Here is a 25,349-nt window from a genome sequence, read left to right on the forward strand (position 1 = left end):
TAGGAGAGAAAAAGTGAAGCAAAAACAAAAGCAGCATATTCAATCCATTTATTTTTTACGATTATTCGCTATGATGATGGTTGTGCTCGTACATGTAACAGCAGCATATGCAACGGTACTGCCATTTGCAAGCGAAGCTTATCAGAAATATCATTTTCTTAACCGAATTGTTCGAATTGAAGCAGGAATCTTTATTGTGATCACAGGTTTGGTTTTCTTTTATAGTTATATTAACAAGTCTTTAACAAAGACTTTATGGAAAACGTATTATGCTCGAAGAGTGACATATATTTTGGTTCCCTATATTATTTGGGCACTTATTTATGAATTTTATTCGTACTATGTAGGAGCAACAGAATTAAATGCAGCTGATATTGTGAAACGTATTTTACGCGGAGAGTCCTACTATCAGCTTCATTTTATCTTTTTAATTGTACAAGTTTATCTCGTGCTGCCGGTTTTTGTATGGCTAGCACAAAAAGTAACCATTTTTAAAAAATACATGTGGCTGTTTGGCATCATCATTCAGCTTGGTTATTTAATGCTTAACAATACGTATCATATCACTTCATTTAATTTATTTTTAAATACAATGGCTACGTTTTTACTCGGCGGTTGGATTGGCATTTATTATCGCGAGCAAGTGGATAAAAAGTACAGTCGTTCGAATATTGTATTATTTCTAGTGACGCTCGGATCGGGAATAGCTATTTCACTGTTGAATTATCACTTGTACACAATGAAGACAATCCACATTTCAGGCTTTACGTATGAGGCTGTTAATACGCTTTATTTGGTTGCTGGAAGTTATTTCTTCTTCCGAATTGCAGAGATATTAGCTGGAAAGCTTTCTGCGAAGTCCGTGACGGTTGTTAAAAATATTGCCATGTACTCGTTTGGCTTTTACTTGATTCACCCAATGGTTTTAAACTTTGTGGCAAAAGCAGTACCAATACAAGGCAACTATATGTTTCACATTGAAATCTTGGCACGCTATATTCTAACATTAGCGGGCTGTTACCTCATCATTTGGGGATGTCATCGTCTTTTACCGTTTGCTAGCTTTTTGTTTGGTAAACTGCCAAAAGAAGCGGTGTTCATTTACCGACGTCCTGATCATAAATAGCGTTTAGTTAAAAGTTATGTCTGCTTGCAGACATAACTTTTTTTATAAAGTATAAGAGATGATAACACGTTAGTTTTAAAATATTTTTAAAAGTGACATGCTAAGATAATGCTTACTTAGGTACTCACAAAAGGGGGAATTTGATATGCGTGTACTTGTGGTAGAAGATGATGCTTCCTTATTACACGGTATCGTAGAAGGCTTAAAAGAAGAAGGATATGAAGTTGATTGTGCGTCTGAAGGAGATGAAGGTTTGTTTTTAGCAGAGCAGAATATTTATGATGCTTTGATTTTAGATATTATGCTGCCGGGTATGACAGGACTTGACATACTAAAAAAACTAAGAAAACAAAAGGTGCTGACGAAAGTTATTTTTCTCACTGCAAAAGATAGTGTAGAAGATCGAGTGAAAGGACTCGATTATGGAGCTGATGATTATTTGGTTAAGCCTTTTGCTATGGCTGAACTTTTTGCGAGGTTAAGGGTGATGCTCAGAGACTTGCAGGCAGAAGAAGGCATGATTTCATATGGTCCCATTTCTATACGAGAAGCCAATCATGAAGTTATGATAAATGGGAGTGCCCTAACGTTAACGATTAAAGAATTTCAGCTTTTGGAATACTTTATTCGAAATAAAGAACAAATCCTTATTCGAGATCAAATTTTTAATCGCGTATGGGGATTTACATCTGACGTAGGAGTGGGTGTAGTAGACGTCTATGTTCACCATTTAAGAAAGAAGCTTCAGCCTTTTAATTGTGACGGTTATGTACGTACAGTGAGAGGCGTAGGCTTTATGTTAAAAGGGGAAGAGCATGTTTAAAAAGACGAGAATCAGGCTTGTGTTATTTAACACAATCGTGCTGATGGTTATTTTGAGCATTTTTAGTTTAGTTTTATATTTTTATATGCAGCATGTTATTTTTTTAAATCCAGACAATCGGTTAAGTGAGATGAGCGAGCAAGTTAAAAAAAGAAACTTACATGAGATTCAGGAAAATAATGAGAGAGAAACAGAAAGACGGGTTGCGTTTTTACTTTGGAGCAGTGATAAAAAACTAATCAAAATCACACCTAAAAAAGGGTTATATACAAACGATATTGACGACTTTAAGCCTGCGCTCTCAGAAGGGAAAGCCCAAACGTCGCAAGAGGTAAACGGTCATGCTTATCGAGTGATGAATGTGAAAAACGAAGGGTATATAAAAGATCAAGACGTTTCAACGATTCAACTTGTCTTAAACGTAGATCCAGAAACTCAAACCTTAGAGCACCTTGCTTTTCTTCTTATCATTTCAGCGTTTATTGGACTGCTTCTTTCGCTTGTGGCTGGCTTGTTTTTAGCTAATCGAGCGCTTGTACCTATACAAAAGTCGTGGAACAAACAGGTCGAATTTATTGCAGATGCTTCCCATGAGTTAAGAACGCCTCTTTCCGTGATGCAAACGCATCTCGAGCTATTGTTTAGACGGCCAAATCATACGATCGAGCAAGAAAGCGAAAATATTTATCAAAGCTTAAACGAAGTGAAGCGGATGACGAAGCTGGTGGGTAACTTACTAACACTGGCTAGATCTGATTCAAGTGCGCAGCTGCTAAACAAAACGGTCTTTAATATGGGCGAGCTGGTTGATAAAGTAGCTAATCAATTTGAGCCCATATTTGAACTGAAGGAGCTGCACTTTACCAGGGAAATTGAATCGTTAATGTGCGGAGGAGATCAAGAACGACTTCATCAGCTATGTATGATTTTATTAGATAACGCTTTTAAATACACTCCATCTGGAGAAAGCATTCACATCAGTCTAAAGAAACATCATCACTCTATGACGTTAATCGTTAGAGACACAGGCATTGGAATTGAAGCGAAAGACCTTCCATATGTGTTTGATCGCTTTTATCGAAGTGATAAGAGCCGAGCACGTGCCGAAGGAGGGTCAGGTTTAGGTCTCGCGATTGCCAAATGGATTGTACAAGCTCACGACGGAGAAATTAAGGTTTTTAGCCAGAAAAACGTGGGTGCGGAATTTCATGTGAAAATTCCGCTATGAAAAAAGCTGCCTATCATCAGGCAGCTTTTTTCATCACTTTTTTAGTGGCGGTCTTCCACGCTTTCCATGCATTAGCAAGTAACAGGCCAATTAATAAATAGGCAAGGCCGCCAAAAACTAAGTAATCTATAGCGCTAATCGCCCCCGCAAGCAGCCCGAATTTTATTTGGTCTTTATACTTGGCAGGAGAAGTTGGCGGATCCGTCACCATGAAGAAGGCTAAAAATAAAGCGGAATTAACAAAAGGAGCTCGTAAAGCATCTGCTACATCGCCTACTCCTATTAATGACATAATCGTGAAAATAGCAAAATACACGCCCAAAAACGCAAATACTTGAGGGAATTTATTTACCTTACTCGTCACAAGGTAACCCGTCACAAACACGGATACAATGAGCCATACGGGTAGTAAAGATAAGCTTCCCCACCAGCTTTGGCCGCTTGAAAAGACAATAAGTGAAAAGAGAAGACCAAAAGCAGCAGGGTTAAAAATAGGCTTCTTTTTTACTTTTACGAAGTGCTTCGATAAAATCGCAACAGCTACAGTGCAAAATGTGACCCAAGCAGGTGTAGAGGTGCTGAGTACTAAGGCAATAATTAATCCAGTAATAATTCCGCCGTCAGGAAGCTGAATTTTCTTTTTATAAGCAAAAGAAAATCCTAAATCTAAGGCAGCCGCCGAGCATACGGCAAGCAGTAGGTGTCCTAATCCTTGAAAGGCAGAAGAGTTGAATTCACCTAATAAAGTTAAAAGCAGAAGCATAGCGATTACATATCTTTTAGGGGTTTTAACTAGCTGCACCCAAAGACTTATTTCTTTTGGTTTGTTTTCATCTACAGTAATATAACCTTTTGGTGTACTGATATATTTAACACCGCTTCTTCGTTCAGAACGTGTGGTCATAATTTATTAATTCCTCCATATCTGATGTAAAAAAAGGAGTGAAACTAGAGTCGAAGAGCACGCCGCGTATGTCGGCATCATTCAATAAATTTACTCCTTTTTCCGCTCCTAAAATAAAAGCTGACGTAGATAATGCATCGGCCAGCATGGCAGAAGGAGCAATAGCTGTGCAACTCAACAGACTGCTTCGAGTGGATGGAGATAAGGGATTAACCAAATGATGCGTTGATGGATGTGTCTTATTTTTTCTAGCATAATTTCCTGATGTGCAGACAGCCGTATCTGTTACACGTAAAGTCAGTAGTGACTGCGTTTGAATCACAGGGTGCTGAATCCCAACTTTCCACAACTCTCCGTGTTGATTGCGTCCTTTAACTAGGATGTCTCCTCCCGCATTAATCATAAAATGCTGATAAGGAAGGGAGCGGGCAGCTAAATCAATCGCCAACCCTTTGGCGACCGCTCCAAGATCTATAATCATCGGTTTTTGTAAACAAACCGTTTTTTTATGTGTATCCAATACGATGTCTTTATAACTTCCAGAATCGACTGCTTCGTTCCCTTGTACGGGTTTTCCATATAAGTAATGTTCATTAAAACCGCGGTTTTCTAATTGCTTTCCTACCGTTGGGTCAAAGATTCCATGCGTTTCATTTGCTACTAAGACAGCGAAATGAAGGGCTTCAAATAATAGATGACTAACAGAAACAGGCTCTTTGACATGTCTAATTAGTTTCATAACTTCGCTTTTGGCATCAAATCGACTGCATGTCGTTTCAACGGTTTTAAAAATAGTAAATGCCTTTGAGATATGGTGAAGGACATTTGCTTCTTCTGATTGGGGAGCAATTACTTGAATGGAGACGGTTGTTCCCATACATAATACGGAGCGGCTATATGTTTTTATGGACATCATTCGTTTCTCCTTTATGCATTCATTGCTTGCTGAAGTGCGTCGTCCACGGCATTTTGAAAATCTTCTGTACTAAGCGTTGCTCCGCTCACGACGTCGACATCTGAGCTTTGTCTTTGTACGACTTGAGCCGGAAGGCCCTCAATGTAACTTTGAGAATAGTGAGTATCTGCTTCTGTAATTTCAACTGTATCAATTCGGTCGTTTTTAATGGTCACGGATACGTAGACAGTTCCGATACGGTTGCTTCCTTGGCCAGAATACGTTCCATCTTTGTATTTCGTTTTAGGAGCAGAACTTTCGGCACTCGCTGATGAATGGTTCCGATTAGAAGAAGCTATATCTTCTCCCCAGCTGTCATTGACAATCGTTTGATTGTCTGTTTGATCCGTCGTTTTCTTCTGATGATGAGCCGGGGTGACTTGAACAGCTTGTGCATCAGATAGAGTGTTTATATAACCAGTTGCATAAATACTTCCAATGGCTACGCTGCATGCAGCAATCATCGTTTTTCCCATTTTACTCATGTTTGTTGAACCTCCTGATTTATACCAGAACTATAGTTTCGATTATTGATGGTGATCTTTAGCATAAATAAACTTTACAAATAAACTTTTAAAAAAGATTTAAAATCAAAAAAGTTTTTTCGAAAATAAATGATCCAAGTGAAAAGGTCATTTTAAATAATGAAAGGAGAAGCTGGAATTTCTTTCACAAGCCTAGCTATTTTGACATACGTAATAATAGTTAATATTTCTGTTTACTATCTAAACGTGCATGATAAAATAGAAAAGATGAATATGTGTTAGGAGGAACATCAGTGAAAATTAAGCTTGGCCTTTTATACGGAGGAAAATCCGCTGAACATAAAGTATCTTTACAAACAGCTCTAGCAGTTTCAAAAGCAATTAATCACGATAAATATGAAGTGCATCCAATTTACATTACAGAAACAGGAAAGTGGATTCGCGGCACACAGCTGACTGGTCCGCTTGAAACAGTTGCTCAATTAGAAATTCAAGATAACGGAACTGCTATTTCACCAGTTTCATTGAATACGGAAATGTTTGCATTAACAGATTCAAAAACAGATGATCAGCTAGATGTTATTTTCCCACTTCTTCATGGTCCAAATGGAGAAGATGGTACGGTACAAGGATTATTAGAATTATTGAATATTCCTTATGTTGGAAACGGTGTATTAGCTTCAGCAGCTGGTATGGATAAAGTTGTAATGAAGCAGCTGTTTGCACAGGCAGGTCTCCCTCAAGTAGAGTACGTATCATTTATCCGCCGCGAGTGGGAAGCAGATCGAACGGCTGCTTATGAAAAAGTAGAAACACTTGGATACCCTTGCTTTGTTAAACCAGCAAACTTAGGTTCAAGCGTTGGGATTAGCAAATGTGATAACCGTGAAGAGTTAGAAGCGGCATTTGTTGAAGCTTTCTTATTCGATCGGAAAATCATTGTAGAAGCAGCAGCAGTTGGTCGTGAAGTTGAAATTGGTGTGTTAGGTAATGATGAAGCAGCTTGTTCAGTAGTTGGAGAAATCTTACCTAAAAAAGCGTTTTACGATTACAAAGCCAAATATGAAGACGGCGATACAGGCCTTATTATTCCAGCTGAAATTACAGAAGAACAGCATCAAGAAATGTCAGCACTAGCAATCAAAGCATTTAAAGCAATTGATGGATCTGGTCTTGTACGTGCAGATTTCTTCTTAACATCAGAAGGTAAATTCATTATTAATGAAGTGAATACGATGCCTGGTTTTACACCTTTCAGTATGTTCCCGTTATTGTGGAAACACGCAGGTGTTGAATATCCAGATTTAATCGAAAAACTTGTATCACTAGCAATTGAACGTCATACCGAAAAGCAGCAAATTAAACACACAATGTAACTCACACAACACTATTCATCATGAATAGTGTTTCTGTGTTTAGTTTCAATTAATGTTATCCATAGTTAACTTTATATCGAGAGGAGCAAACCAACAATGATTAAACGTACGCTTACACAGCTAGCTACAATGATTCCAGGAAGTGTATTTCATAGCGGAAACGAAACAGCTGTAATTGAGGGAGTCTCAATTGATACGAGAACCATTCAGCAAGGTAATTTATATATCCCAATTAAAGGGGAACGTTTTAACGGGCATGCATTTGTTCATAAAGCAATTGAAAACGGAGCGGTCGCTACACTGTGGAACAAAGATGAAGAAAATCCACCGACAGACATTAGTGTTATTTTAGTCGATGATACGCTAGAAGCTCTTCAGCAATTAGCGAAATCCTATCGTCACGAGTTAGATATTAAAGTAGTGGGCATTACAGGAAGTAACGGAAAAACAACAGCAAAAGACATGGTAAAAGCTGTGCTCGATACAACTTACCGCGTTCTGAAAACAGATGGAAACTTTAATAATCATATTGGTATGCCGCTTACTATTTTGCGTTTAGATGAAACTCATGATATTGCAGTTTTAGAAATGGGCATGAGCAGCCGAGGGGAAATTGAGTTTCTTTCTAATTTAGCGGAGCCTGATGTAGCCATTATTACAAATATCGGAGAATCGCACCTTCAAGACTTAGGAAGCCGTGATGGAATTGCGGAGGCAAAATTAGAAATTACAAGCGGCTTAGCGCCAACAGGTCAGCTTGTCTATAATGGTGATGAGCCACTTTTAACGTCGCGCGTTGTTAATCCAGTATTTGAAACGGTGACATTTGGCAGCTCAGAACAAAACGATTTGTATCCAAGTGCTATTTCAGCTGAAGAGTTAGGCACAACATTCACTGTTTCACGTGAAACAACATATCCATTCTTTATCCCGGTATTAGGTAAACATAATGTTCACAATGCGCTTTCTGCTATTGCGGTAGGTCATTATTTTGGACTAGACAATGAAACAATCGCTAAGGGGTTAAAAGAATTAAAGCTAACCAATATGCGTATGGAGCTCGTGAAACGAACAGATGGCTTGACCTTCATTAATGACGCATATAACGCAAGCCCAACGTCCGTTAAAGCTGCTATCACGTTGATGCATGATTTAGAAGGCTATAAGCAAAAAATTCTTGTTCTCGGGGATATGCTTGAATTAGGCGATCAGGAAAAGGAGTTCCACAAAGAAGTGGGAGAGTTTATTCAAGCAGAAAAAATTGATTATGTTCTAACATACGGCCCCTTATCTGTTGAAATTGAGCAAGGAGCAAAAAATAATTTTGCAGAAGATAAGGTAATGCACTTTGAGGAGAAAGATGAGCTTGTTAAAAAATTAACAGCGATTACAACAAGAGAAGATGTGGTTTTAGTGAAAGCATCTCGAGGGATGAAGCTTGAGGAAGTTATCTCAAAAATGATGCATAAATTACCGTGATATTAAAAAGAGTATAAGTAAGCTCTATTGCAAACGGAAAGCCATAGTGTTATGATGTAGTCTGAGTGTCTTGAGGCGCTTATACTCTAAACGTTGAATTTATTGAAGTAGTCGTTTAGAGCATTTTCCGTTTCCTCGGAGAATGCTTTTTTTTGTAAAATATAGATAGTCTAAATATAAAAGGAGTTTGAAAAACTTGGCATTATTTCAAGATTTAGGATTAAGTCAACAGCTTAATAAAGCTGTGAGTAAAATGGGTTTTGAAGAAGCAACACCAATTCAATCAGAAACTATCCCATTAGCACTAGAAGGTCACGATTTGATCGGACAAGCACAAACAGGAACAGGGAAAACAGCGGCATTTGGTATTCCTCTTATTGAAAAAGTTGATGTAAACGTAGATGCAATTCAAGGGTTAATTATTGCTCCTACTCGTGAACTTGCTGTACAGGTATCTGAAGAACTTTACAAAATTGGTCAAACAAAGCGCGTACGCGTGCTATCAATTTACGGTGGTCAAGATATCAGTCGTCAAATTCGTGCATTGAAAAAGCACCCTCATATCATCGTAGGGACACCAGGGCGTATGCTAGATCATATTAATCGTCGTACACTTCGTCTACAAGATGTTCATACAGTTATTTTAGATGAAGCAGATGAAATGTTAAACATGGGATTCATCGAAGACATTGAAAAAATCTTATCAAACGTACCTGAGAACCACCAAACACTTTTATTCTCAGCAACAATGCCTACTCCAATCCGTCGCATTGCTGAAAAATTCATGAACGAACCAAAAGTGGTAAAAGTACAAGCAAAAGAAGTAACGATGCCAAACATTACGCAGTATTATTTAGAAGTACAAGAAAAGCGTAAATTTGATATCCTTACTCGTCTTTTAGATATGCAATCACCTGAATTAGCTATCATCTTTGGTCGTACAAAGCGCCGTGTTGATGAGTTATCAGAAGCATTAAATATGCGTGGTTATTCTGCACAAGGTATCCATGGTGACTTGACGCAATCGAAACGTCTATCTGTACTACGTCAATTTAAAGAAGGTTCTATTGATGTATTAGTTGCAACGGACGTAGCTGCACGCGGACTTGATATTTCTGGTGTTACTCATGTATACAACTTTGATATCCCTCAAGATCCAGAGAGCTATGTACACCGTATCGGACGTACAGGACGTGCTGGTAAAATGGGTGCTGCTATGACATTTGTAACGCCAAGAGAAACTGGACAGTTACACAATATTGAGCGTACAACAAAACGTAAAATGGAGCGTCTTACTCCTCCAACGCTTGATGAAGCAATGGAAGGTCAACAGCGTATTGCAGCTGACAAATTAACAGAATCTGTGACACAAGGCAACTTATCTTACTACAAACAGTTGGCAGAAGAGTTACTTGAAGAGCACGATTCAGTTTCATTAGTGGCAGCAGCGATCAAATTATTTACAAAAGAACCAAACGAATCACCAATTCAATTAACTGCTGAACCACCGGTAATTGCAAAAGGTGATAAAAACAAACGTGGAAATGGCGGAGGTCGTTCACGTTCTAACTCTAAAAACTACTCACAACAAAATCGTCGTGGAAACTCAAAACGTTTTGGTGACAAGCGTCGCGGTGGAAGCAACGGCAGTGATAATAGAAATCGTAATAGCAGCAGTAATCGTAAAGATTCTCGCAGCAAAGCGTAAAATAAAAACGAGCCTTAACAGGCTCGTTTTTTTTATGTGTTAATTGCTATTTTATTGGTGCACACTATGAGTAAAATAAAATGGGGTGTTCACTGATGTCGACCATTGTTCGGTTAGGTTATGTGGCGATGAGCGTTCATTTGGAAAATAGTTCTCCTTCTCAAACAATGACTTTTGCACAATTTCAGCGTGTGAAAGACCATGAAGCGGCCATTCGCAAGCTCGAACGTATTGCAATATCCAACTTAGAAAACTGCTTACGTTTATTAAAACATAATGCATGGAGTGAAATTGAGTTTTTTCGATTCAGTTCTAAGTTAATTCCATTAGCTAACCATGAGGCGCTAAAAGAGTGGAACTACATAGCTCCTTTAAAGGATGCTCTTCAGCGTATTTCTGTATTTTTGAAGGAACATCCAATGCGAGTAGATTTTCACCCGGATCATTTTGTTGTTTTAAACTCAACGGATAAAGAGGTTTTTAAGCATTCTATCCAAACTCTTCGCATGCATCAAAAGTTGCTAAAAGGAATGGATATTCCGCTTCAAAATCGCTGTGTTTTACATGTCGGAGGGGCTTATAATGATAAAGAAAAAGCATTGGAGCAGTTTATTCATAATTGGGGGCTTGTACCTCAATCCCTTCAGCAAATGATTATGTTAGAAAACGACGATACAACCTTTCATATAAAGGACGTCTTGTATTTATGTGAAAAACTAAATGTCCCAATCATTTTTGATCTTCATCATCATCAGGCAAACAACGATGAAACTTCATGGCAAGAGCATTGGGACCGTATCACTAGAACGTGGGAACAGGAAACGCTTCCTCTAAAAATGCATATATCTAGTCCTAAAAGTGATAAAGAATTTAGAGCCCATGCAGATTATATCGATGTTCATGGGTTTTACAGCTTTTTAAAAGAAGTAAATGGAACGATACCGCAAATTGATTGCATGATTGAAGCTAAGAAAAAAGATGAAGCGCTCTTTCAGTTAGTAAGAGACTTGAAGTCTTATGAAGATGTGGAATTTATTAACTCATCCACTTTTTATATTAAATCTTAAACCAGGCCTCATATCTGTGGCTTGTTTTTCTGTTTGAACGCGAGAAAAGCGAGAAGAAATCCAGCAATACCTCCAACGAAATGAGCTGTGTTGTTGGTTCCTGGCGTTAGCAGACCTGAAAGTAATCCAATAATTAAGAAGACGATAATGATTTGCTGGTTACTTTGAGAAAGCATATGTTTTTGTTTTATTACAAGGTAGAGGTAAAACCCGAGCAGCCCGAAAATGGCACCGGATGCACCCACATGGCTGTAAAAAGAAGATTGGGTTAGGAATGTAACGATATTTCCAAGAAATCCACACGTAAGGTAGAATAGAAGAAACTTATAAGAAGAAAGAATACGCTCAGCACCTGGCCCTAACAAGAACAATGAAAATGAGTTAAAAAGAAGGTGTGAAAAGCTTAGATGCAAAAAGATAGGTGTGAAAAGTCGCCAGTAGTCTCCTTGAGAAATTAAGCTATTCACACCGATAAGCTGATGTATAAAAGATTCTGCAAGGTTTGAGGGAAGAGCGGCAATTAACCATAGCGCAATGTGAATGCAGATAAGCGTAAAGGTAACAGGGTAAAAACGTTTAAATTCAGCTGCATTTTCTGTGCGTACGAACATATTTGTCACTCCTTTTTATAAAGGCATTTTTATATACTATTCTGTAAGAGAGGATTAAATGAAAATGATTATAGGAACTGGAATTGATATTACAGAGTTAGAGCGGATTGAAAAAATGGTGCAGCGTCAAAGTGCTTTTGTTACTCGGATTTTAACAAAAAATGAAAAAGAACGCTATGAAAAGCTATCAAGCCGACGTAAGGTCGAATTTTTAGCAGGGAGATTTGCTGTGAAGGAAGCATATTCGAAAGCTCTTGGAACAGGAATAGGAAAAGATTTCAGCTTCCAAGATATCGAAATCGTGAATGATGAAAGAGGAAAGCCCCACATTGTTACAAAACAACCACTGGACGCGTCCATACACGTATCTATTTCCCACAGTGCGCACTATGCGATTGCTCAAGTAATTATTGAACGCTTGTCAAGCTAGTCTGCATATTCACTATTTCTTGTTCATATATTCATAGTGTGGATAGGGGAGACAAGATATGTTCTTGCTTCTCCGTTTAGCTGTGAATATACGAAATAAAGGAGTTGGGGAAATGCATAAAAAATGGATTGGCTTATTTGTTTGCGCCTTTTTTCTCTTAGCCTTATCAGCATGCGGTGAAAAAAGTCAGCAGGATGTAACAGATGCATTGGATGCCAAGGTACAAGAAATGGCGGGGTATAAATCAGATGCTAAGATGACATTGAATACAGGGAAAGATGCTCAAGTATACGATGTAGAGATTTGGCATAGTAAGCCTATGTATTATCGAGTGAATTTGAAAAATACAAAGAAAGATCAAAGCCAAATGATTTTGCGTAATGATGAAGGGGTTTTTGTTTTAACGCCCGCCTTAAATAAAAGCTTTCGTTTTCAAAGTGACTGGCCACAAAATAGCAGTCAAGCTTATTTGTATGAATCTCTTGTCCAAGATATTGTGAAGGATGAAAAGGCAAGTTTTAAATCAACAAATAAGCATTATATTTTTGAAACAAAAACCAACTATCAAAATAGCACGATGCTTCCTAAACAAGAAATTACGCTGAACAAAAGTGATTTAGCGCCTGTTTCGGTTAAAATTATGGATACGGATAACAAAGTGTTAATAAAAGTTGATTTCTCTAAGGTGAAATTCGATTCTAAGTTTGATAAAGGGGCTTTTGATACAAAAAGAAACATGACAAGTGCAAAGATTGACGTTCCGACATTAGCTCAGCAGAGATCATTTAGCGTCCTTTATCCTAAGGATGTTCCAAAAGGTACAAAGCTGTCCAAGGAAAAGAAAATTGAGACGGAAAATGGCGAGAGAGTCGTTTTAATGTACAAAGGAGAAAAGCCGTTTACGCTTGTACAAGAAAAAGCACAAGTAGCTAAAACAGCAACATCTACAGTTACTGCCGGAGAGCCATTTGATTTAGGTTTTACTGTGGGAGCTTTAACGGATAAAAGTCTATCTTGGACATATAATGGAGTAGACTTTATGCTGGCTTCTGATCAGCTAACACCAGATGAATTGAGTACAGTTGCTAGATCTGTGCAAAGTCAGATGGGAAAATAAGAGAAGCTTACAAGCCTGCATATATGTAGGCTTGTTCTTGCGTAATTTGAATAAAGATCGAGATGAAGTTTGACTATAGATGTATTATACTAACAGAGGAAAGTACGTTTAGAATGGTTCTGAAAAAAGGAAGTGTCGTAGTAATGGATGCATTTTATAGAGAAACATGGGCAGAAATTGATGTAGAAGCCATTTTTCAAAATGTGAATCATGTAAGAGAACTGATACCGGGGCATAAAACGTTAATGGCCGTAGTGAAGGCGAATGCGTACGGGCATGGAGATAAAGAAGTAGCAGAGATTGCGCTTCAAGCTGGTGCTGATATGCTAGCTGTAGCTTTTTTGGATGAAGCTATTGCTCTTCGGAAAAAAGGAATAAAGGAATCCATTTTAGTATTAGGCGCCGTGCCTACCCTACACATTCAAACTGCATTGGAGTGGGATGTAACGGTCACTGCTTATAGCAAAGCTTGGATTGAAGAAGCGGCTTCCATTCTAGGTGAAAACAGTCAGCTGCATATGCATTTAAAAATAGATACAGGCATGGGTCGCTTGGGAGTTAGAACAAAAGAAGAATTACACGAAACAATGAAGATCATCGCTTCTCATTCGGGATTCGTGCTGGATGGAGTGTTTACACACTTTGCAACAGCAGATGAGCTAAACTCGACTTATTTTGAAGAACAATACACATTCTTTGAAGAAATGGTTCGAATTGTGAAAGAATATAATTTTACACCTCCGATGATTCACTGTGCAAATAGCGCAGCCTTGCTTCGTCGTCCGAAAGATATCTTTAATGGCGTACGCTTAGGTATCTCTATGTATGGCTTGAGTCCTTCTGAGGAATTAAAAGAAGTCTTGCCAATTCCGTTAAAACAAGCTTTTTCGCTGCACAGCCGTATTGTGCATGTTAAAAAAGTCAAAAAAGGGAGTCATATCAGTTACGGAGCTACTTATGAAGCTAAAGAAGATGAATGGATTGCTACTATTCCAGTAGGATACGCAGACGGCTGGATTCGTAAATTAAGCAATTTTGAAGTATTAGTAGATGGAGTTAAAGTGCCAATTGTTGGTAGAATCTGCATGGATCAATTGATGATTAAATTACCTAAAATGTATAAAATGGGTACAAAAGTAACATTTATTGGAAAACAAAAAGGTGCTGAAATTACAATTGATGAAGTAGCGAAGCATCTTGAAACAATTAATTATGAAATCCCTTGCATGGTTGCAGCAAGGGTTCCGAGGGTTTATACAAGAGATTCGCAGCACATTGATGTTAATAATTATATCTTGCGCTGAATATACATCTTCCTGAGTCAACATAAAAAGTCTGCTAACACAAGACAATAAAATAATAACTTCCATGCATAAAAGAGGGTATCAATTGACGATAATAGTGTAGAAATTGACAGAATTAACTTTCCATTAAAGCTAATCAATGTTATGATAAGGAAAGATGAGACTATTGGTGTGTGTATTGATGTTGGAGGTGTATGTTTGTGTCTGAAGCGAGCGCAACTACAGAAATCCTAGTAAGATTACCGAAAAATTTAGTATCGGAGCTCGATCTTATGGTTAAACAAGAAAATGGCAACCGAAGTGATTTTATTCACCAAGCAACAAAATTGTACCTTCGTGAGCGAAAAAAACGCCATATTCGCGAATCAATGAGACGTGGATATATGGAGATGGCAAAGATAAACTTAAATATTGCTTCCGAGGCTTTTCTAGCAGAGTATGAAGCTGATCATACTGTGGATCGTTTAGTAAGCGGGGGGTAATGACTTGGTAGTCAAACGTGGCGACGTTTATTTTGCTGACCTATCTCCTGTTGTTGGCTCAGAACAAGGAGGCGTTCGCCCTGTACTTGTCATTCAAAATGATATAGGCAATCGTTTTAGCCCAACTGTTATTGTAGCTGCGATCACTGCTCAAATTCAAAAGGCAAAGTTACCTACGCATGTTGAAATTGATGCAAAGCGCTATGGATTTGAGCGAGATTCAGTTATTTTACTAGAACAAATTCGTACTATTGATAAACAGAGGCTAACAGACAAGATTACCCATTTAGATGATGAAATGATGGACAGAGTGGATGAAGCCTTGCAAATCAGTGTAGGACTTATCGACTTTTAGAATTATACTTCCATTTATGCTAAGTTGCTCCTTTATGAGCAACTTTTTTAATTTGACTAGGAATAATCAGTAAACGTATATTGTAATAAGAAACGTTTTAAAAATGATAATATATATATAGATATAAATGAGTGTATTGACTCACAAGGAGGACCTCATGAATCAAGATTTATTCAATTATATACAAAATCATAAATCAGAAATTTTTGATCGATGGCTAGTGTTAATGAATGATGTGGAAACAGAGCGCATTAAAAACATTGTATCCGAGCAAGTGTACGTAAATGTAAGCTCTGATTTTGTAAATTTACTTTTGGCAAAAGCATTCCGTGATCAGGAAAATTTTGCAGAGGAACTAGAGGAAGTAGTAGGACGAGTTGTGAGTTTAGGATGGCCTCTTGCTTATTTAACACAGGGTGTACGTAACTTGGGTCACGTAGTGGTCGAAGGGTATGTAAACAGTGAACATGTAAAGGCTGACCAAACTCATTCTGAATTATTCTATCGGTTTGACAAATGGTTAAGCCCTATTTATAACAAAATAGTAGAACAATACTCCAACTCGTGGGAAAATACAGTTATGTTGCAAAAAGTTGCACTTCAAGAATTGTCTGCTCCATTAATACCGGTATTTGATAAAATTACAGTAATGCCGCTTGTAGGAACAATTGACACTGATCGCGCAAAGAAAATTATGGAAAACTTACTGCAAGGTGTCGTAAAGCACCGATCAGAGGTCGTATTAATAGATATTACCGGAGTACCAGTAGTGGATACGATGGTTGCCCATCATATTATTCAAGCTGCTGAAGCCGTACGTTTGGTTGGAGCCAAGTGTTTGTTAGTAGGAATTCGTCCGGAAATTGCTCAGACTATTGTGAACTTAGGTATTAACTTAAACGAAATTATTACGAAAAATTCATTAAAAAAAGGCGTAGAGTTTGCGTTAGAAATGACTGAGCGGAAAATAGTTGATATAGAATCGGAGGAATAAACGTGAGAATACCCATTTTGAAATTGTACGACTATTTATTGGTATCCATTCAATGGGAGCTGGATGATCAAACGGCTATTCAATTCCAAGAAGATTTGCTAAGTAAAATTCATCAAACTGGAGCAAAAGGAGTGGTAATCGATTTAACTTCAATTGATATGATCGATTCATTCATCGCAAAAGTTTTAGGTGACGTGGTTAGCATGTCTAATTTGATGGGGGCTAGAGTAGTATTAACAGGTATCCAGCCTGCAGTAGCTATTACACTTGTTGAGTTAGGGATTGGCCTAAATGATGTTCTTACTGCACTCGATTTAGAAAAAGGTCTTGAGAAACTCCAATCGGAATTGGGGGATTAGTATATGGAATTCCAATCCAGCGTAAAAATCGTAACAGAATGGGACATCGTAGCGGCACGCCAATTAGGTAGAAATGTGTCGAAAGAGCTAGGGTTTGGAACAGTTGACCAAGCTCGTATTACAACCGCCATTTCTGAATTAGCTCGTAATATTTACCTATATGCGGGTAAGGGTCAAATCTATATTGAGAAATTAAATCGTGGAGGAAAAAACGGTCTTCTTGTCGTAGCAACAGATGAAGGGCCAGGTATCCCCGACGTTCGCAAAGTAATGGAAGATGGATACTCAACATCGGGTGGACTAGGAGCTGGGCTTCCTGGGGTAAAACGATTGATGGATGAGTTTGACATCGAAACAAATGTCGGAGAAGGTACTGAGATTAAAGCAGTTAAGTGGCTCCGGTAGGAGGAAATAGATAATGTCTTTTGATAAAGAGATGAGAGATTTATACAAAGATATTTTGGGGAACTATATCCAAACACAAAATGAACAAATTTTGTATCAAGGACAAAAACTAAGTAGAAAATCTTTAGAGAATGAAATATCGCCAGAAGATATTGTGAGCATTCATAAAGAAGTGATTGAAGAAATTTATTCTGATATTCCAGAAAAAGTGCTGCATTCTCTGGACTTTTTACTTGAGGTAATGATTAGCTACGGTCTTGCTCTTCGTGAGCATCAAACATTAAAAAATAAGCAGCGGGAACTTCGTTCTGAAATTGAAGTTGCCGCTAACGTCCAGCAGACGCTGTTGGGGACAAAGGTTCCGGCTAGTTCAACTTTAGAAATTGGTGCGATTAGCGTACCGGCTAAACAGATGAACGGAGATTATTTTCACTTTGTAGAAGAAGAGCACGGCGGGTTAAGTATTGCCATTGCCGATGTGATCGGAAAAGGAATTCCAGCTGCAATGTGTATGTCTATGATCAAGTATGCAATGGACAGCTTACCGGACTCAAGAAAAAATCCAAGTTATGTATTAGAGAACTTGAACAATATTGTAGAGCGAAACGTAGATCCAAGTATGTTTATTACGATGTTCTACGGAAGCTATAATCCCGAGACAAACTTATTTGATTATGCATCTGCAGGGCATGAACCAGGTTTTTATTATGATGCCAAAGCTGATTCATTTGAAGATTTGGAAGCAAAAGGACTCGTGCTAGGAGTCGATCGCCATGTGAAATATCTTCAGTACGAGCAGCAGCTTTCAAAAGGCGATATGATTGTTCTGTTAACAGATGGCGTAACAGAATGCAGAACTGAAGAAGGATTTATTGAAAGATTGGACATCATAAAATTAATTCGAAAATATATGCATTTGTCTCCTCAAGAAATTGTAGAATCTGTATATAAAGAGCTGGAAAAATTACAGCATTTTCAATTGAGGGATGACTTTACATTGATTATTTTGAAGAGTTTAGTTTAAGTATTCTAAATAAGGGTACAGAAAAGATAGCACAAAATTAGAGGGGGTCTACTAATACGATGAATTTAAAAATAGATATACAAAAGGACGGTCAAGCATATCGTATTAAGCTGGCTGGAGAGATTGACGCATATACAGCACCTAAGCTAAAAGAAAAGTTCATGGAAATTACTGAACATACCGAACCAGAAATTATAGTCGATTTAACCGATGTATCATACATGGATAGTACAGGACTAGGTGTATTTATTGCATTGTTAAAAGCCAATAAGAAAAATAACGGCTCTTTGAAATTTGTTGGTGTATCAGAGCGCATCAAGCGCTTATTTGATATTACGGGCCTCACAGACATTTTAAACGTGAATTCACAAGTAGAAGGTGGCGTAAAATGAAACAGCCTTATGACTTTGTTGAGATGAAGATTCCTGCTAAGCCAGACTACGTAGCGATTATTCGACTGACGCTGTCTGGTGTAGCGAACCGGATGGGTTTTTCTTATGATGAAATTGAAGATATGAAAATTGCTGTGAGTGAGGCATGTACAAATGCCGTACAGCATGCTTACAAGAATGAAGAAAATGGTGAAGTGAGAGTAGGTTTTGGTTTATTTGATGACCGTTTAGAAATCATGGTGGTCGATAAAGGTGAAAGCTTTAATTTTGAAGAGCTTAAGGAACATATAGGACCTTATGAAACATCAAAAGAAGTTGAATTTCTTCCTGAAGGTGGACTTGGTTTATATTTAATTGAAACACTAATGGACGAAGTGAAAATGGTCAATTCAAAAGGTGTAACGCTAATGATGACTAAGTATGTGCAAAGAGAGCAGGTGGAGAGTGATGAAAACACAGTCTCAACCTATGAAATTAACTAAAGAACAGGTTCAGGAACGAATTGAGCGCTTTCAAAAAACGCAGGATGAAGAAGCACAAAGTGATCTAGTAGTACATTACAAGAACCTTGTTGAATCTATTGCACGTCGCTATTCAAAAGGCAGAAGCTTACATGAAGATATTGTGCAGGTAGGGATGCTAGGACTGTTAGGAGCTATTAGAAGGTATGATGCTTCATTTGGAAGAAGCTTTGAATCGTTTGCTGTTCCTACAATCATTGGAGAGATTAAGCGATTTTTACGCGATAAAACGTGGAGTGTTCACGTACCGCGCCGCATCAAAGAATTAGGTCCTAAAATTAAAGCAGCTGTCGAAGAGCTAACAACCCGTTTACAGCGATCTCCTCAAGTGAAAGAAATTGCTGATCATATCGGAGTGACAGAGGAAGAAATTTTAGAAACAATGGAGATGGGGCAAAGTTATCAAGCGTTGTCTGTTGATCATTCCATTGAAGCAGACTCTGATGGAAGTACTGTTACAATCCTTGATTTAGTAGGTGAACAAGAGTCGGGTTATGAGAAAACTGATCAGCGCTTAGTGTTAGAAAAGATTCTTCATGTATTAAGCGATAGAGAAAAAGAAGTGATTCGCTATACATTTATTGAAAATCTGAGTCAAAAAGATGCCGGTGAGAAGTTAGGGATTTCTCAAATGCATGTATCTCGACTGCAAAGAAGAGCTCTTGATAAGCTAAGGACTGCAGCTCGCTCAGATTCTAACGATTCGGAGTATATGTCGTGATGACAGTAGACCCTAATACAAAGTTGATTCAAACTCATATATACCAAGAGCCAAAGCAAGGGAACGTATGTTGTGGAGATAGTTACTATGTCAAAGAAACGGATGACTATTTTCTATGTGCAGTGGCAGATGGATTAGGAAGCGGTGAACAAGCTAGAGCCGCTTCTGTAGCTGTTACGGATGTAGCGAAAGCTCATCATCATCTAGATGTGGATGAGATCATTTCTAAGTGTAACAAAGCTACTCGACATACAAGAGGTGCGGCAGTAGCTATTTTGAAAATTGATAAAAAACATAACGAATTTCATTATACAAATGTAGGTAATATCCGCTTTTATCTGTATTCTCCGGAGGGAAAATTAACGTACCCTCTACCAATTCAAGGTTTTTTATCAGGGAAAATTCAAAAGTTCCGCACACAAACCTTCCCATATGACTCCGGTTCTAAATTTTTGATTCATACAGATGGCTTAGAATTAAAAGAGATTAAATCTGTTTTTGCTAACTCGATGAATGTAGATCAATTGTCGACACGGCTACAGGCAGCAATTCGATCTCATAATGACGATATTACGTATATCGCTGGTCATCTTCCAACTGCATAGCCTTTCTTTTTAGCTCACATGTGTTATTGCATGTGAGTTTTGTTACAATAAAGACAAAGTTTCATTTAGCTAGGAGGATAAGCTGTGTCTGTTGCAACGAAATTAGATAATCAAATTGTTCAACGTGTAAGTAAAGAGGTGGAGATTTCACAAAAGCAAGTACAAAACGTAATTGCTTTAGTAGAAGACGGTAATACAGTTCCCTTTATTGCTCGATATAGAAAAGAACAAACTGGTGCTTTGGATGAAGTCCAAATCCGGAATATTTTAGATTCCTGGAACTACTTAATGAATTTAGAGGAGCGTAAAGAGGAAGTTCTTCGATTAATTGAAGAGCAAGGGAAATTAACTGAGGAACTGGCTGCTCAAATTCATCAAGCGAAGAAATTGCAGCAAGTAGAAGATTTATACCGCCCTTTTAAGCAAAAACGACGTACAAAAGCAACTGTAGCAAAAGAAAAAGGTCTTGAACCATTAGCACAGTGGTTACTAAGTTTTCCACGTTCCGACGTGAAGAACGAAGCGAAAACATACATAAATGAAGAAGCGGGAGTTCAATCTTCTGAAGAAGCTATTCAGGGAGCCCTAGACATTGTAGCGGAACAAATTTCTGACGAAGCATCTTACCGTCAATGGATTCGTACGACTACTGTAAAAGATGGCATAATTGTTACTTCAGTCAAAGATCCCGAAAAAGATGAAAAAAATATCTATGAAATGTACTATGAATATACAGAAGCGGTAAAGCGAATCGTTCCTCATCGTATCTTAGCCATGAATAGAGGAGAAAAAGACGGTATTTTAAAAGTGAGTATTGATGCGCCTACAGATCGTATTCTTTCATATTTACATAAACAAGTAATCAAAAAAAGGGATTCTTCAGCTCAAAGTTATATCATCTCAGCTATAGAAGATGCTTATAAACGCTTAATAGAACCATCTATTGAACGCGAAATCCGTAAAGAGCTATCAGAAAAAGCCGAAGAAAGAGCCATTCACATCTTTTCTGAAAACTTACGGAAACTTCTTCTCCAGCCTCCATTGAAAGGGAAAGTGGTATTAGGAGTAGATCCAGCTTTTCGAACAGGCTGCAAATTAGCTGTAGTAGATGAAACAGGCAAGGTATTAAAAATTGATGTTATTTATCCACATCCTCCTGTGAGAAAAGCAGCTGAAGCGCAAAATAAATTAAAGAAAATGTTCGCTGAATACCCTATTGAAGTAGTAGCCATTGGAAACGGAACGGCATCTCGCGAAACGGAGCAATTTGTAGCGGATGTTCTTAAAGAAATTGAAAACCCAGTTTATTATTTGATTGTGAATGAAGCGGGAGCAAGCGTATATTCGGCTTCTGATGTTGCTAGAGAGGAATTTCCTGATTTTCAAGTAGAAGAGCGAAGCGCTGTATCGATTGCCAGAAGGCTGCAAGATCCGCTGGCTGAACTTGTGAAAATCGATCCTAAGTCGGTAGGAGTAGGGCAGTATCAGCATGATGTGTCTCAAAAGCAATTAAATGATTCACTGACTTTTATTGTAGAGACAGTAGTAAATCAGGTAGGAGTAAATGCAAACACGGCTTCTGCTTCGCTTCTACAATACGTTGCTGGTCTAAATAAGACAGTTGCTCAAAACATTGTAAAATATCGGGATGAAAACGGAAAATTCTCTAACCGAAAACAGCTGAAGAAAATTCCGCGTTTAGGTGCTAAAACGTATGAGCAGTGTATTGGGTTTTTACGTATTATAGAAGGTGAAGAACCTTTAGACAGAACGGGTATCCATCCTGAAACATATGGAGACGTTAAAAAGCTTTTAAAGAAAGCTGAAGTGAAAGAGACTGAGCTTGGAACGGAGAAAGTAAAAGAAGCATTAAAACATATTTCTTTACCCGAAATATCAGAAGAACTAAGTATAGGGGAGCTTACTTTAAAAGACATTATAGAAGCGCTCGTAAGACCGGAAAGAGATCCTCGTGATGAACTGCCAAAACCTCTGCTCCGTCAGGATATTTTGAAGCTAGAGGATCTTGCCAAAGGTATTCAGCTTGAAGGTACTGTGCGAAACGTCGTAGACTTCGGAGCGTTCATCGATATAGGAGTTAAGCAAGACGGTCTAGTCCATATTTCTAAATTAACGAATCGGTACGTTAAGCACCCCCTCGATGTCGTTTCAGTAGGAGATTTGGTGAATGTGTGGGTAGAAGACGTAGATATGAAAAAAGGAAGAGTCGCATTGACGATGATTCCGCCCCATCAATAATAAAATTGCCTTTTCAGATTTTCTGAAAAGGCAATTTTATTTTTAAAAAGAAGTGATTAAGAAGCGGAGTTATTTTTTTGATAAAAAAACCAACATTGATTGAGCAATTTTATTTGTGCACGGTCTTTTTCAGAATAAGCGCGCCTCATTTGTTTTTGTAGCCACATTGGCATAAGGACAATCACTCCTTTTCATTTATGATAAGGTAAATAGTGAGTATGTAATGAAGTGTATGCCCAAAGAGCTAGTCAGGTGATTTCATACAGTAGAGGAGTATATAAGATGAATGATAAGGATTTACAAATACTTGTAGAAGAAATTTCATTGAAGCTGTTTCACAAACCATTTCGTCATGAAGCCACTTTTAATTCTCGTTTACGTACGACAGGTGGAAGGTATTTATTACGTACATCTAATATAGAAGTAAACTACAAATACTTTGAACAATATGGCACACAAGAAATAGTAGCAATCATTAAACATGAGCTCTGTCACTATCATTTACATATTGAGGGGAAAGGGTATAAGCATGGAGATCAAGACTTTAAAAGCCTAATGAAAGAAGTAGGGGCCCCCCGATTTTGTCAGGCATTGAAAAAAGAAAGTGATGGAAAGAAAAAAGAGCACATATATGTATGTATGCAGTGCGAGCAAAAATATGTTCGAAAAAGAAAAGTGAACACGGTTAAATATGTTTGTGGGAAGTGTAAAGGTAAATTAAAAAAAATGTAGAAGATGCTTGACTAAAATAGATTGATTATGATAAATTAATAAAGCCGTCTCAAATAAACGGCAAATAAATTACAAAAACTTATTGACATTACATATAATGTCGATTACAATGTAAGAAGTCTGATAAATATTATTCCACAGTAGCTCAGTGGTAGAGCTATCGGCTGTTAACCGATCGGTCGTAGGTTCGAGTCCTACCTGTGGAGCCATATGGAGAAGTACTCAAGTGGCTGAAGAGGCGCCCCTGCTAAGGGTGTAGGTCGTGTAAGCGGCGCGAGGGTTCAAATCCCTCCTTCTCCGCCATTTTATAATGGCCCGTTGGTCAAGCGGTTAAGACACCGCCCTTTCACGGCGGTAACACGGGTTCGAATCCCGTACGGGTCACCATTGATTTTCATTTACATATTCTGTGGAGGATTAGCTCAGCTGGGAGAGCACCTGCCTTACAAGCAGGGGGTCGGCGGTTCGATCCCGTCATCCTCCACCATTTGACTGTTTTATACATAATTTTGGATGGTCCCGTGGTGTAGCGGTTAACATGCCTGCCTGTCACGCAGGAGATCGCGGGTTCGATTCCCGTCGGGACCGCCATTTAAATTATTGGGCTATCGCCAAGCGGTAAGGCAACGGATTTTGATTCCGTCATGCGTTGGTTCGAATCCAGCTAGCCCAGCCATAAAGAGCCATTAGCTCAGTTGGTAGAGCATCTGACTTTTAATCAGAGGGTCGAAGGTTCGAGTCCTTCATGGCTCATTTTCATTTCTTGCGGGTGTGGCGGAATTGGCAGACGCGCTAGACTTAGGATCTAGTGTCTTTACGACGTGGGGGTTCAAGTCCCTTCACCCGCATCTTATTCATTTTATGTATTTAGCGGTCGTGGCGGAATGGCAGACGCGCTAGGTTGAGGGCCTAGTGGGGGCGACCCCGTGGAGGTTCAAGTCCTCTCGGCCGCACCAAAAAAACTTTTAAAAAAGTGTTGACATAAGAAAATAGAAATGATATTATAATAAAGTCGCCAAAACAACGGCGGTAAACATCATAAGAAGCGCCCGTAGCTCAATTGGATAGAGCGTTTGACTACGGATCAAAAGGTTAGGGGTTCGACTCCTCTCGGGCGCGCCATATTGCGGGTGTAGTTTAGTGGTAAAACCTCAGCCTTCCAAGCTGATGTCGTGAGTTCGATTCTCATCACCCGCTCCAAATATATTGAACTTTGAAAACTGAACAAAGCGACAAACGTCAACGTTAAATTTTATTTTTTAATTGAGCAAGTCAAACATTTCTTCGGAGAGTTTGATCCTGGCTCAGGATGAACGCTGGCGGCGTGCCTAATACATGCAAGTCGAGCGAACGTCATAGAAGCTTGCTTCTATGACGTTAGCGGCGGACGGGTGAGTAACACGTGGGCAACCTGCCTGTAAGACTGGGATAACTTCGGGAAACCGAAGCTAATACCGGATAGGATCTTCTCCTTCATGGGAGATGATTGAAAGATGGTTTCGGCTATCACTTACAGATGGGCCCGCGGTGCATTAGCTAGTTGGTGAGGTAACGGCTCACCAAGGCAACGATGCATAGCCGACCTGAGAGGGTGATCGGCCACACTGGGACTGAGACACGGCCCAGACTCCTACGGGAGGCAGCAGTAGGGAATCTTCCGCAATGGACGAAAGTCTGACGGAGCAACGCCGCGTGAGTGATGAAGGCTTTCGGGTCGTAAAACTCTGTTGTTAGGGAAGAACAAGTACAAGAGTAACTGCTTGTACCTTGACGGTACCTAACCAGAAAGCCACGGCTAACTACGTGCCAGCAGCCGCGGTAATACGTAGGTGGCAAGCGTTATCCGGAATTATTGGGCGTAAAGCGCGCGCAGGCGGTTTCTTAAGT

27 protein-coding genes, 11 tRNA genes and 1 rRNA gene are annotated in these 25,349 nt (G+C 38.8%); 34 read left to right on the forward strand and 5 right to left on the reverse strand.

Annotated features, from left to right (window positions below; translation table 11 throughout):
- Positions 1 to 13 precede the first annotated feature (13 nt).
- The 3 genes from AC0KUU_RS28365 to AC0KUU_RS28375 all read left to right on the forward strand — a co-directional run bounded on the left by AC0KUU_RS28365 (position 14) and on the right by AC0KUU_RS28375 (position 3,177).
- Positions 14 to 1,126: an acyltransferase gene (locus AC0KUU_RS28365; protein ID WP_043977805.1), complete on the forward strand. Its 1,113-nt coding sequence runs from the start codon at positions 14 to 16 to the stop codon at positions 1,124 to 1,126.
- Positions 1,127 to 1,271: 145 nt separating this feature from the next.
- Positions 1,272 to 1,949, forward strand: a complete 678-nt coding sequence (locus tag AC0KUU_RS28370) for a response regulator transcription factor (protein WP_013054991.1) — start codon at positions 1,272 to 1,274, stop codon at positions 1,947 to 1,949.
- Positions 1,942 to 3,177 (forward strand): sensor histidine kinase, encoded by a 1,236-nt coding sequence (locus AC0KUU_RS28375; RefSeq protein ID WP_043977808.1) that lies wholly within the window; start codon positions 1,942 to 1,944, stop codon positions 3,175 to 3,177. Before AC0KUU_RS28370 ends, AC0KUU_RS28375 begins: the two co-directional genes overlap by 8 nt.
- Before the next feature lie 16 nt (positions 3,178 to 3,193).
- Here the strand turns inward: AC0KUU_RS28375 and AC0KUU_RS28380 are convergent, their stop codons facing one another.
- Genes AC0KUU_RS28380 through AC0KUU_RS28390 form a run of 3 tightly spaced genes read right to left on the reverse strand, consistent with a single transcriptional unit; the run spans position 3,194 to position 5,521 of the window.
- On the reverse strand, positions 3,194 to 4,081 hold the full coding sequence (locus tag AC0KUU_RS28380; RefSeq protein WP_043977811.1) for an RnfABCDGE type electron transport complex subunit D: 888 nt from the start codon (positions 4,079 to 4,081) through the stop codon (positions 3,194 to 3,196).
- On the reverse strand, positions 4,065 to 4,994 hold the full coding sequence (locus tag AC0KUU_RS28385; protein ID WP_342314835.1) for an FAD:protein FMN transferase: 930 nt from the start codon (positions 4,992 to 4,994) through the stop codon (positions 4,065 to 4,067). Before AC0KUU_RS28385 ends, AC0KUU_RS28380 begins: the two co-directional genes overlap by 17 nt.
- A 14-nt stretch (positions 4,995 to 5,008) precedes the next feature.
- The gene (locus tag AC0KUU_RS28390) at positions 5,009 to 5,521 is read right to left on the reverse strand and encodes an FMN-binding protein (RefSeq protein ID WP_043977815.1); all 513 of its coding nucleotides are present in this window, start codon (positions 5,519 to 5,521) and stop codon (positions 5,009 to 5,011) included.
- A gap of 293 nt (positions 5,522 to 5,814) precedes the next feature.
- Between AC0KUU_RS28390 and AC0KUU_RS28395 the strand changes: the two genes are divergently transcribed.
- The 4 genes from AC0KUU_RS28395 to uvsE all read left to right on the forward strand — a co-directional run bounded on the left by AC0KUU_RS28395 (position 5,815) and on the right by uvsE (position 11,151).
- Positions 5,815 to 6,897, forward strand: a complete 1,083-nt coding sequence (locus AC0KUU_RS28395; RefSeq protein ID WP_013054995.1) for a D-alanine--D-alanine ligase — start codon at positions 5,815 to 5,817, stop codon at positions 6,895 to 6,897.
- Between the two features lie 96 nt (positions 6,898 to 6,993).
- On the forward strand, positions 6,994 to 8,376 hold the full coding sequence (locus AC0KUU_RS28400; RefSeq protein WP_043977817.1) for a UDP-N-acetylmuramoyl-tripeptide--D-alanyl-D-alanine ligase: 1,383 nt from the start codon (positions 6,994 to 6,996) through the stop codon (positions 8,374 to 8,376).
- A 196-nt stretch (positions 8,377 to 8,572) separates the two neighbouring features.
- Positions 8,573 to 10,084, forward strand: coding sequence for a degradosome RNA helicase CshA (gene cshA, locus AC0KUU_RS28405; protein WP_016762753.1), 1,512 nt, complete (start codon positions 8,573 to 8,575; stop codon positions 10,082 to 10,084).
- A gap of 95 nt (positions 10,085 to 10,179) precedes the next feature.
- Complete coding sequence (gene uvsE / locus AC0KUU_RS28410; protein WP_035336061.1) at positions 10,180 to 11,151, forward strand: UV DNA damage repair endonuclease UvsE; 972 nt, start codon at positions 10,180 to 10,182, stop codon at positions 11,149 to 11,151.
- 8 nt (positions 11,152 to 11,159) lie between these two features.
- Here uvsE and AC0KUU_RS28415 read toward each other — a convergent pair whose 3' ends face one another.
- A complete protein-coding gene (locus AC0KUU_RS28415; RefSeq protein ID WP_043977820.1) occupies positions 11,160 to 11,762 on the reverse strand; it encodes a rhomboid family intramembrane serine protease in 603 nt (200 codons plus the stop codon).
- 64 nt (positions 11,763 to 11,826) lie between these two features.
- Between AC0KUU_RS28415 and acpS the strand changes: the two genes are divergently transcribed.
- The 14 genes from acpS (at position 11,827) to AC0KUU_RS28485 (ending at position 22,730) form a co-directional block, all read left to right on the forward strand.
- Entirely contained in the window at positions 11,827 to 12,192 is a 366-nt protein-coding gene (gene acpS / locus AC0KUU_RS28420) for a holo-ACP synthase (RefSeq protein ID WP_043977839.1), read from the forward strand.
- A gap of 58 nt (positions 12,193 to 12,250) precedes the next feature.
- Entirely contained in the window at positions 12,251 to 13,309 is a 1,059-nt protein-coding gene (locus tag AC0KUU_RS28425; protein WP_043977822.1) for a LolA family protein, read from the forward strand.
- 143 nt (positions 13,310 to 13,452) lie between these two features.
- Positions 13,453 to 14,613 (forward strand): alanine racemase, encoded by a 1,161-nt coding sequence (alr, locus tag AC0KUU_RS28430; protein WP_409233863.1) that lies wholly within the window; start codon positions 13,453 to 13,455, stop codon positions 14,611 to 14,613.
- Positions 14,614 to 14,813: 200 nt separating this feature from the next.
- A complete protein-coding gene (locus AC0KUU_RS28435) occupies positions 14,814 to 15,095 on the forward strand; it encodes a CopG family ribbon-helix-helix protein (protein ID WP_013055003.1) in 282 nt (93 codons plus the stop codon).
- Positions 15,096 to 15,099: 4 nt separating this feature from the next.
- Positions 15,100 to 15,450, forward strand: a complete 351-nt coding sequence (gene ndoA / locus AC0KUU_RS28440; protein WP_013055004.1) for a type II toxin-antitoxin system endoribonuclease NdoA — start codon at positions 15,100 to 15,102, stop codon at positions 15,448 to 15,450.
- 157 nt (positions 15,451 to 15,607) lie between these two features.
- Positions 15,608 to 16,444, forward strand: a complete 837-nt coding sequence (locus AC0KUU_RS28445; protein ID WP_013055005.1) for an RsbT co-antagonist protein RsbRA — start codon at positions 15,608 to 15,610, stop codon at positions 16,442 to 16,444.
- 2 nt (positions 16,445 to 16,446) lie between these two features.
- Positions 16,447 to 16,803, forward strand: a complete 357-nt coding sequence (locus tag AC0KUU_RS28450; RefSeq protein WP_013055006.1) for an STAS domain-containing protein — start codon at positions 16,447 to 16,449, stop codon at positions 16,801 to 16,803.
- Positions 16,804 to 16,806: 3 nt separating this feature from the next.
- On the forward strand, positions 16,807 to 17,208 hold the full coding sequence (locus tag AC0KUU_RS28455; RefSeq protein WP_013055007.1) for an anti-sigma regulatory factor: 402 nt from the start codon (positions 16,807 to 16,809) through the stop codon (positions 17,206 to 17,208).
- Positions 17,209 to 17,221: 13 nt separating this feature from the next.
- The gene (locus AC0KUU_RS28460; protein ID WP_013055008.1) at positions 17,222 to 18,232 is read left to right on the forward strand and encodes a PP2C family protein-serine/threonine phosphatase; all 1,011 of its coding nucleotides are present in this window, start codon (positions 17,222 to 17,224) and stop codon (positions 18,230 to 18,232) included.
- A 59-nt stretch (positions 18,233 to 18,291) separates the two neighbouring features.
- On the forward strand, positions 18,292 to 18,624 hold the full coding sequence (locus tag AC0KUU_RS28465) for an anti-sigma factor antagonist (protein ID WP_013055009.1): 333 nt from the start codon (positions 18,292 to 18,294) through the stop codon (positions 18,622 to 18,624).
- Positions 18,621 to 19,106, forward strand: coding sequence for an anti-sigma B factor RsbW (rsbW, locus tag AC0KUU_RS28470; protein ID WP_013055010.1), 486 nt, complete (start codon positions 18,621 to 18,623; stop codon positions 19,104 to 19,106). The genes AC0KUU_RS28465 and rsbW overlap by 4 nt, the downstream gene beginning before the upstream one ends.
- The gene (sigB, locus tag AC0KUU_RS28475) at positions 19,072 to 19,866 is read left to right on the forward strand and encodes an RNA polymerase sigma factor SigB (RefSeq protein ID WP_013055011.1); all 795 of its coding nucleotides are present in this window, start codon (positions 19,072 to 19,074) and stop codon (positions 19,864 to 19,866) included. The genes rsbW and sigB overlap by 35 nt, the downstream gene beginning before the upstream one ends.
- Positions 19,866 to 20,471, forward strand: coding sequence for a PP2C family serine/threonine-protein phosphatase (locus tag AC0KUU_RS28480; RefSeq protein WP_013081423.1), 606 nt, complete (start codon positions 19,866 to 19,868; stop codon positions 20,469 to 20,471). The genes sigB and AC0KUU_RS28480 overlap by 1 nt, the downstream gene beginning before the upstream one ends.
- An 84-nt stretch (positions 20,472 to 20,555) precedes the next feature.
- Positions 20,556 to 22,730 carry a Tex family protein gene (locus tag AC0KUU_RS28485; RefSeq protein ID WP_043977829.1) on the forward strand — a complete coding sequence of 725 codons (2,175 nt, stop codon included), beginning with the start codon at positions 20,556 to 20,558 and terminating at the stop codon, positions 22,728 to 22,730.
- Positions 22,731 to 22,786: 56 nt separating this feature from the next.
- Here AC0KUU_RS28485 and cmpA read toward each other — a convergent pair whose 3' ends face one another.
- Positions 22,787 to 22,903: a cortex morphogenetic protein CmpA gene (gene cmpA / locus AC0KUU_RS28490; RefSeq protein WP_013055014.1), complete on the reverse strand. Its 117-nt coding sequence runs from the start codon at positions 22,901 to 22,903 to the stop codon at positions 22,787 to 22,789.
- Positions 22,904 to 23,012: 109 nt separating this feature from the next.
- On the opposite strand from cmpA, the gene AC0KUU_RS28495 reads away from it, so the two are divergent.
- The 13 genes from AC0KUU_RS28495 to AC0KUU_RS28555 all read left to right on the forward strand — a co-directional run.
- Complete coding sequence (locus AC0KUU_RS28495; protein ID WP_013081425.1) at positions 23,013 to 23,462, forward strand: SprT family protein; 450 nt, start codon at positions 23,013 to 23,015, stop codon at positions 23,460 to 23,462.
- Between the two features lie 134 nt (positions 23,463 to 23,596).
- Positions 23,597 to 23,671: transfer RNA gene (locus tag AC0KUU_RS28500), tRNA-Asn, on the forward strand.
- 3 nt (positions 23,672 to 23,674) lie between these two features.
- Positions 23,675 to 23,765 (forward strand) — tRNA-Ser (locus tag AC0KUU_RS28505).
- Positions 23,766 to 23,774: 9 nt separating this feature from the next.
- Positions 23,775 to 23,849 (forward strand) — tRNA-Glu (locus AC0KUU_RS28510).
- 24 nt (positions 23,850 to 23,873) lie between these two features.
- A tRNA-Val gene (locus AC0KUU_RS28515) sits at positions 23,874 to 23,949 on the forward strand.
- Positions 23,950 to 23,977: 28 nt separating this feature from the next.
- Positions 23,978 to 24,053 (forward strand) — tRNA-Asp (locus AC0KUU_RS28520).
- Between the two features lie 10 nt (positions 24,054 to 24,063).
- Positions 24,064 to 24,138: transfer RNA gene (locus AC0KUU_RS28525), tRNA-Gln, on the forward strand.
- 4 nt (positions 24,139 to 24,142) lie between these two features.
- Positions 24,143 to 24,215: transfer RNA gene (locus AC0KUU_RS28530), tRNA-Lys, on the forward strand.
- 12 nt (positions 24,216 to 24,227) lie between these two features.
- A tRNA-Leu gene (locus tag AC0KUU_RS28535) sits at positions 24,228 to 24,310 on the forward strand.
- 22 nt (positions 24,311 to 24,332) lie between these two features.
- Positions 24,333 to 24,418: transfer RNA gene (locus tag AC0KUU_RS28540), tRNA-Leu, on the forward strand.
- A gap of 89 nt (positions 24,419 to 24,507) precedes the next feature.
- Positions 24,508 to 24,584, forward strand: a tRNA-Arg gene (locus tag AC0KUU_RS28545).
- Positions 24,585 to 24,588: 4 nt separating this feature from the next.
- A tRNA-Gly gene (locus tag AC0KUU_RS28550) sits at positions 24,589 to 24,662 on the forward strand.
- An 81-nt stretch (positions 24,663 to 24,743) separates the two neighbouring features.
- Positions 24,744 to 25,349: ribosomal RNA gene (locus AC0KUU_RS28555) — 16S ribosomal RNA — on the forward strand; the annotation flags it as partial.

The sequence above is a fragment of the Priestia sp. ST2 genome (genome assembly GCF_055810735.1).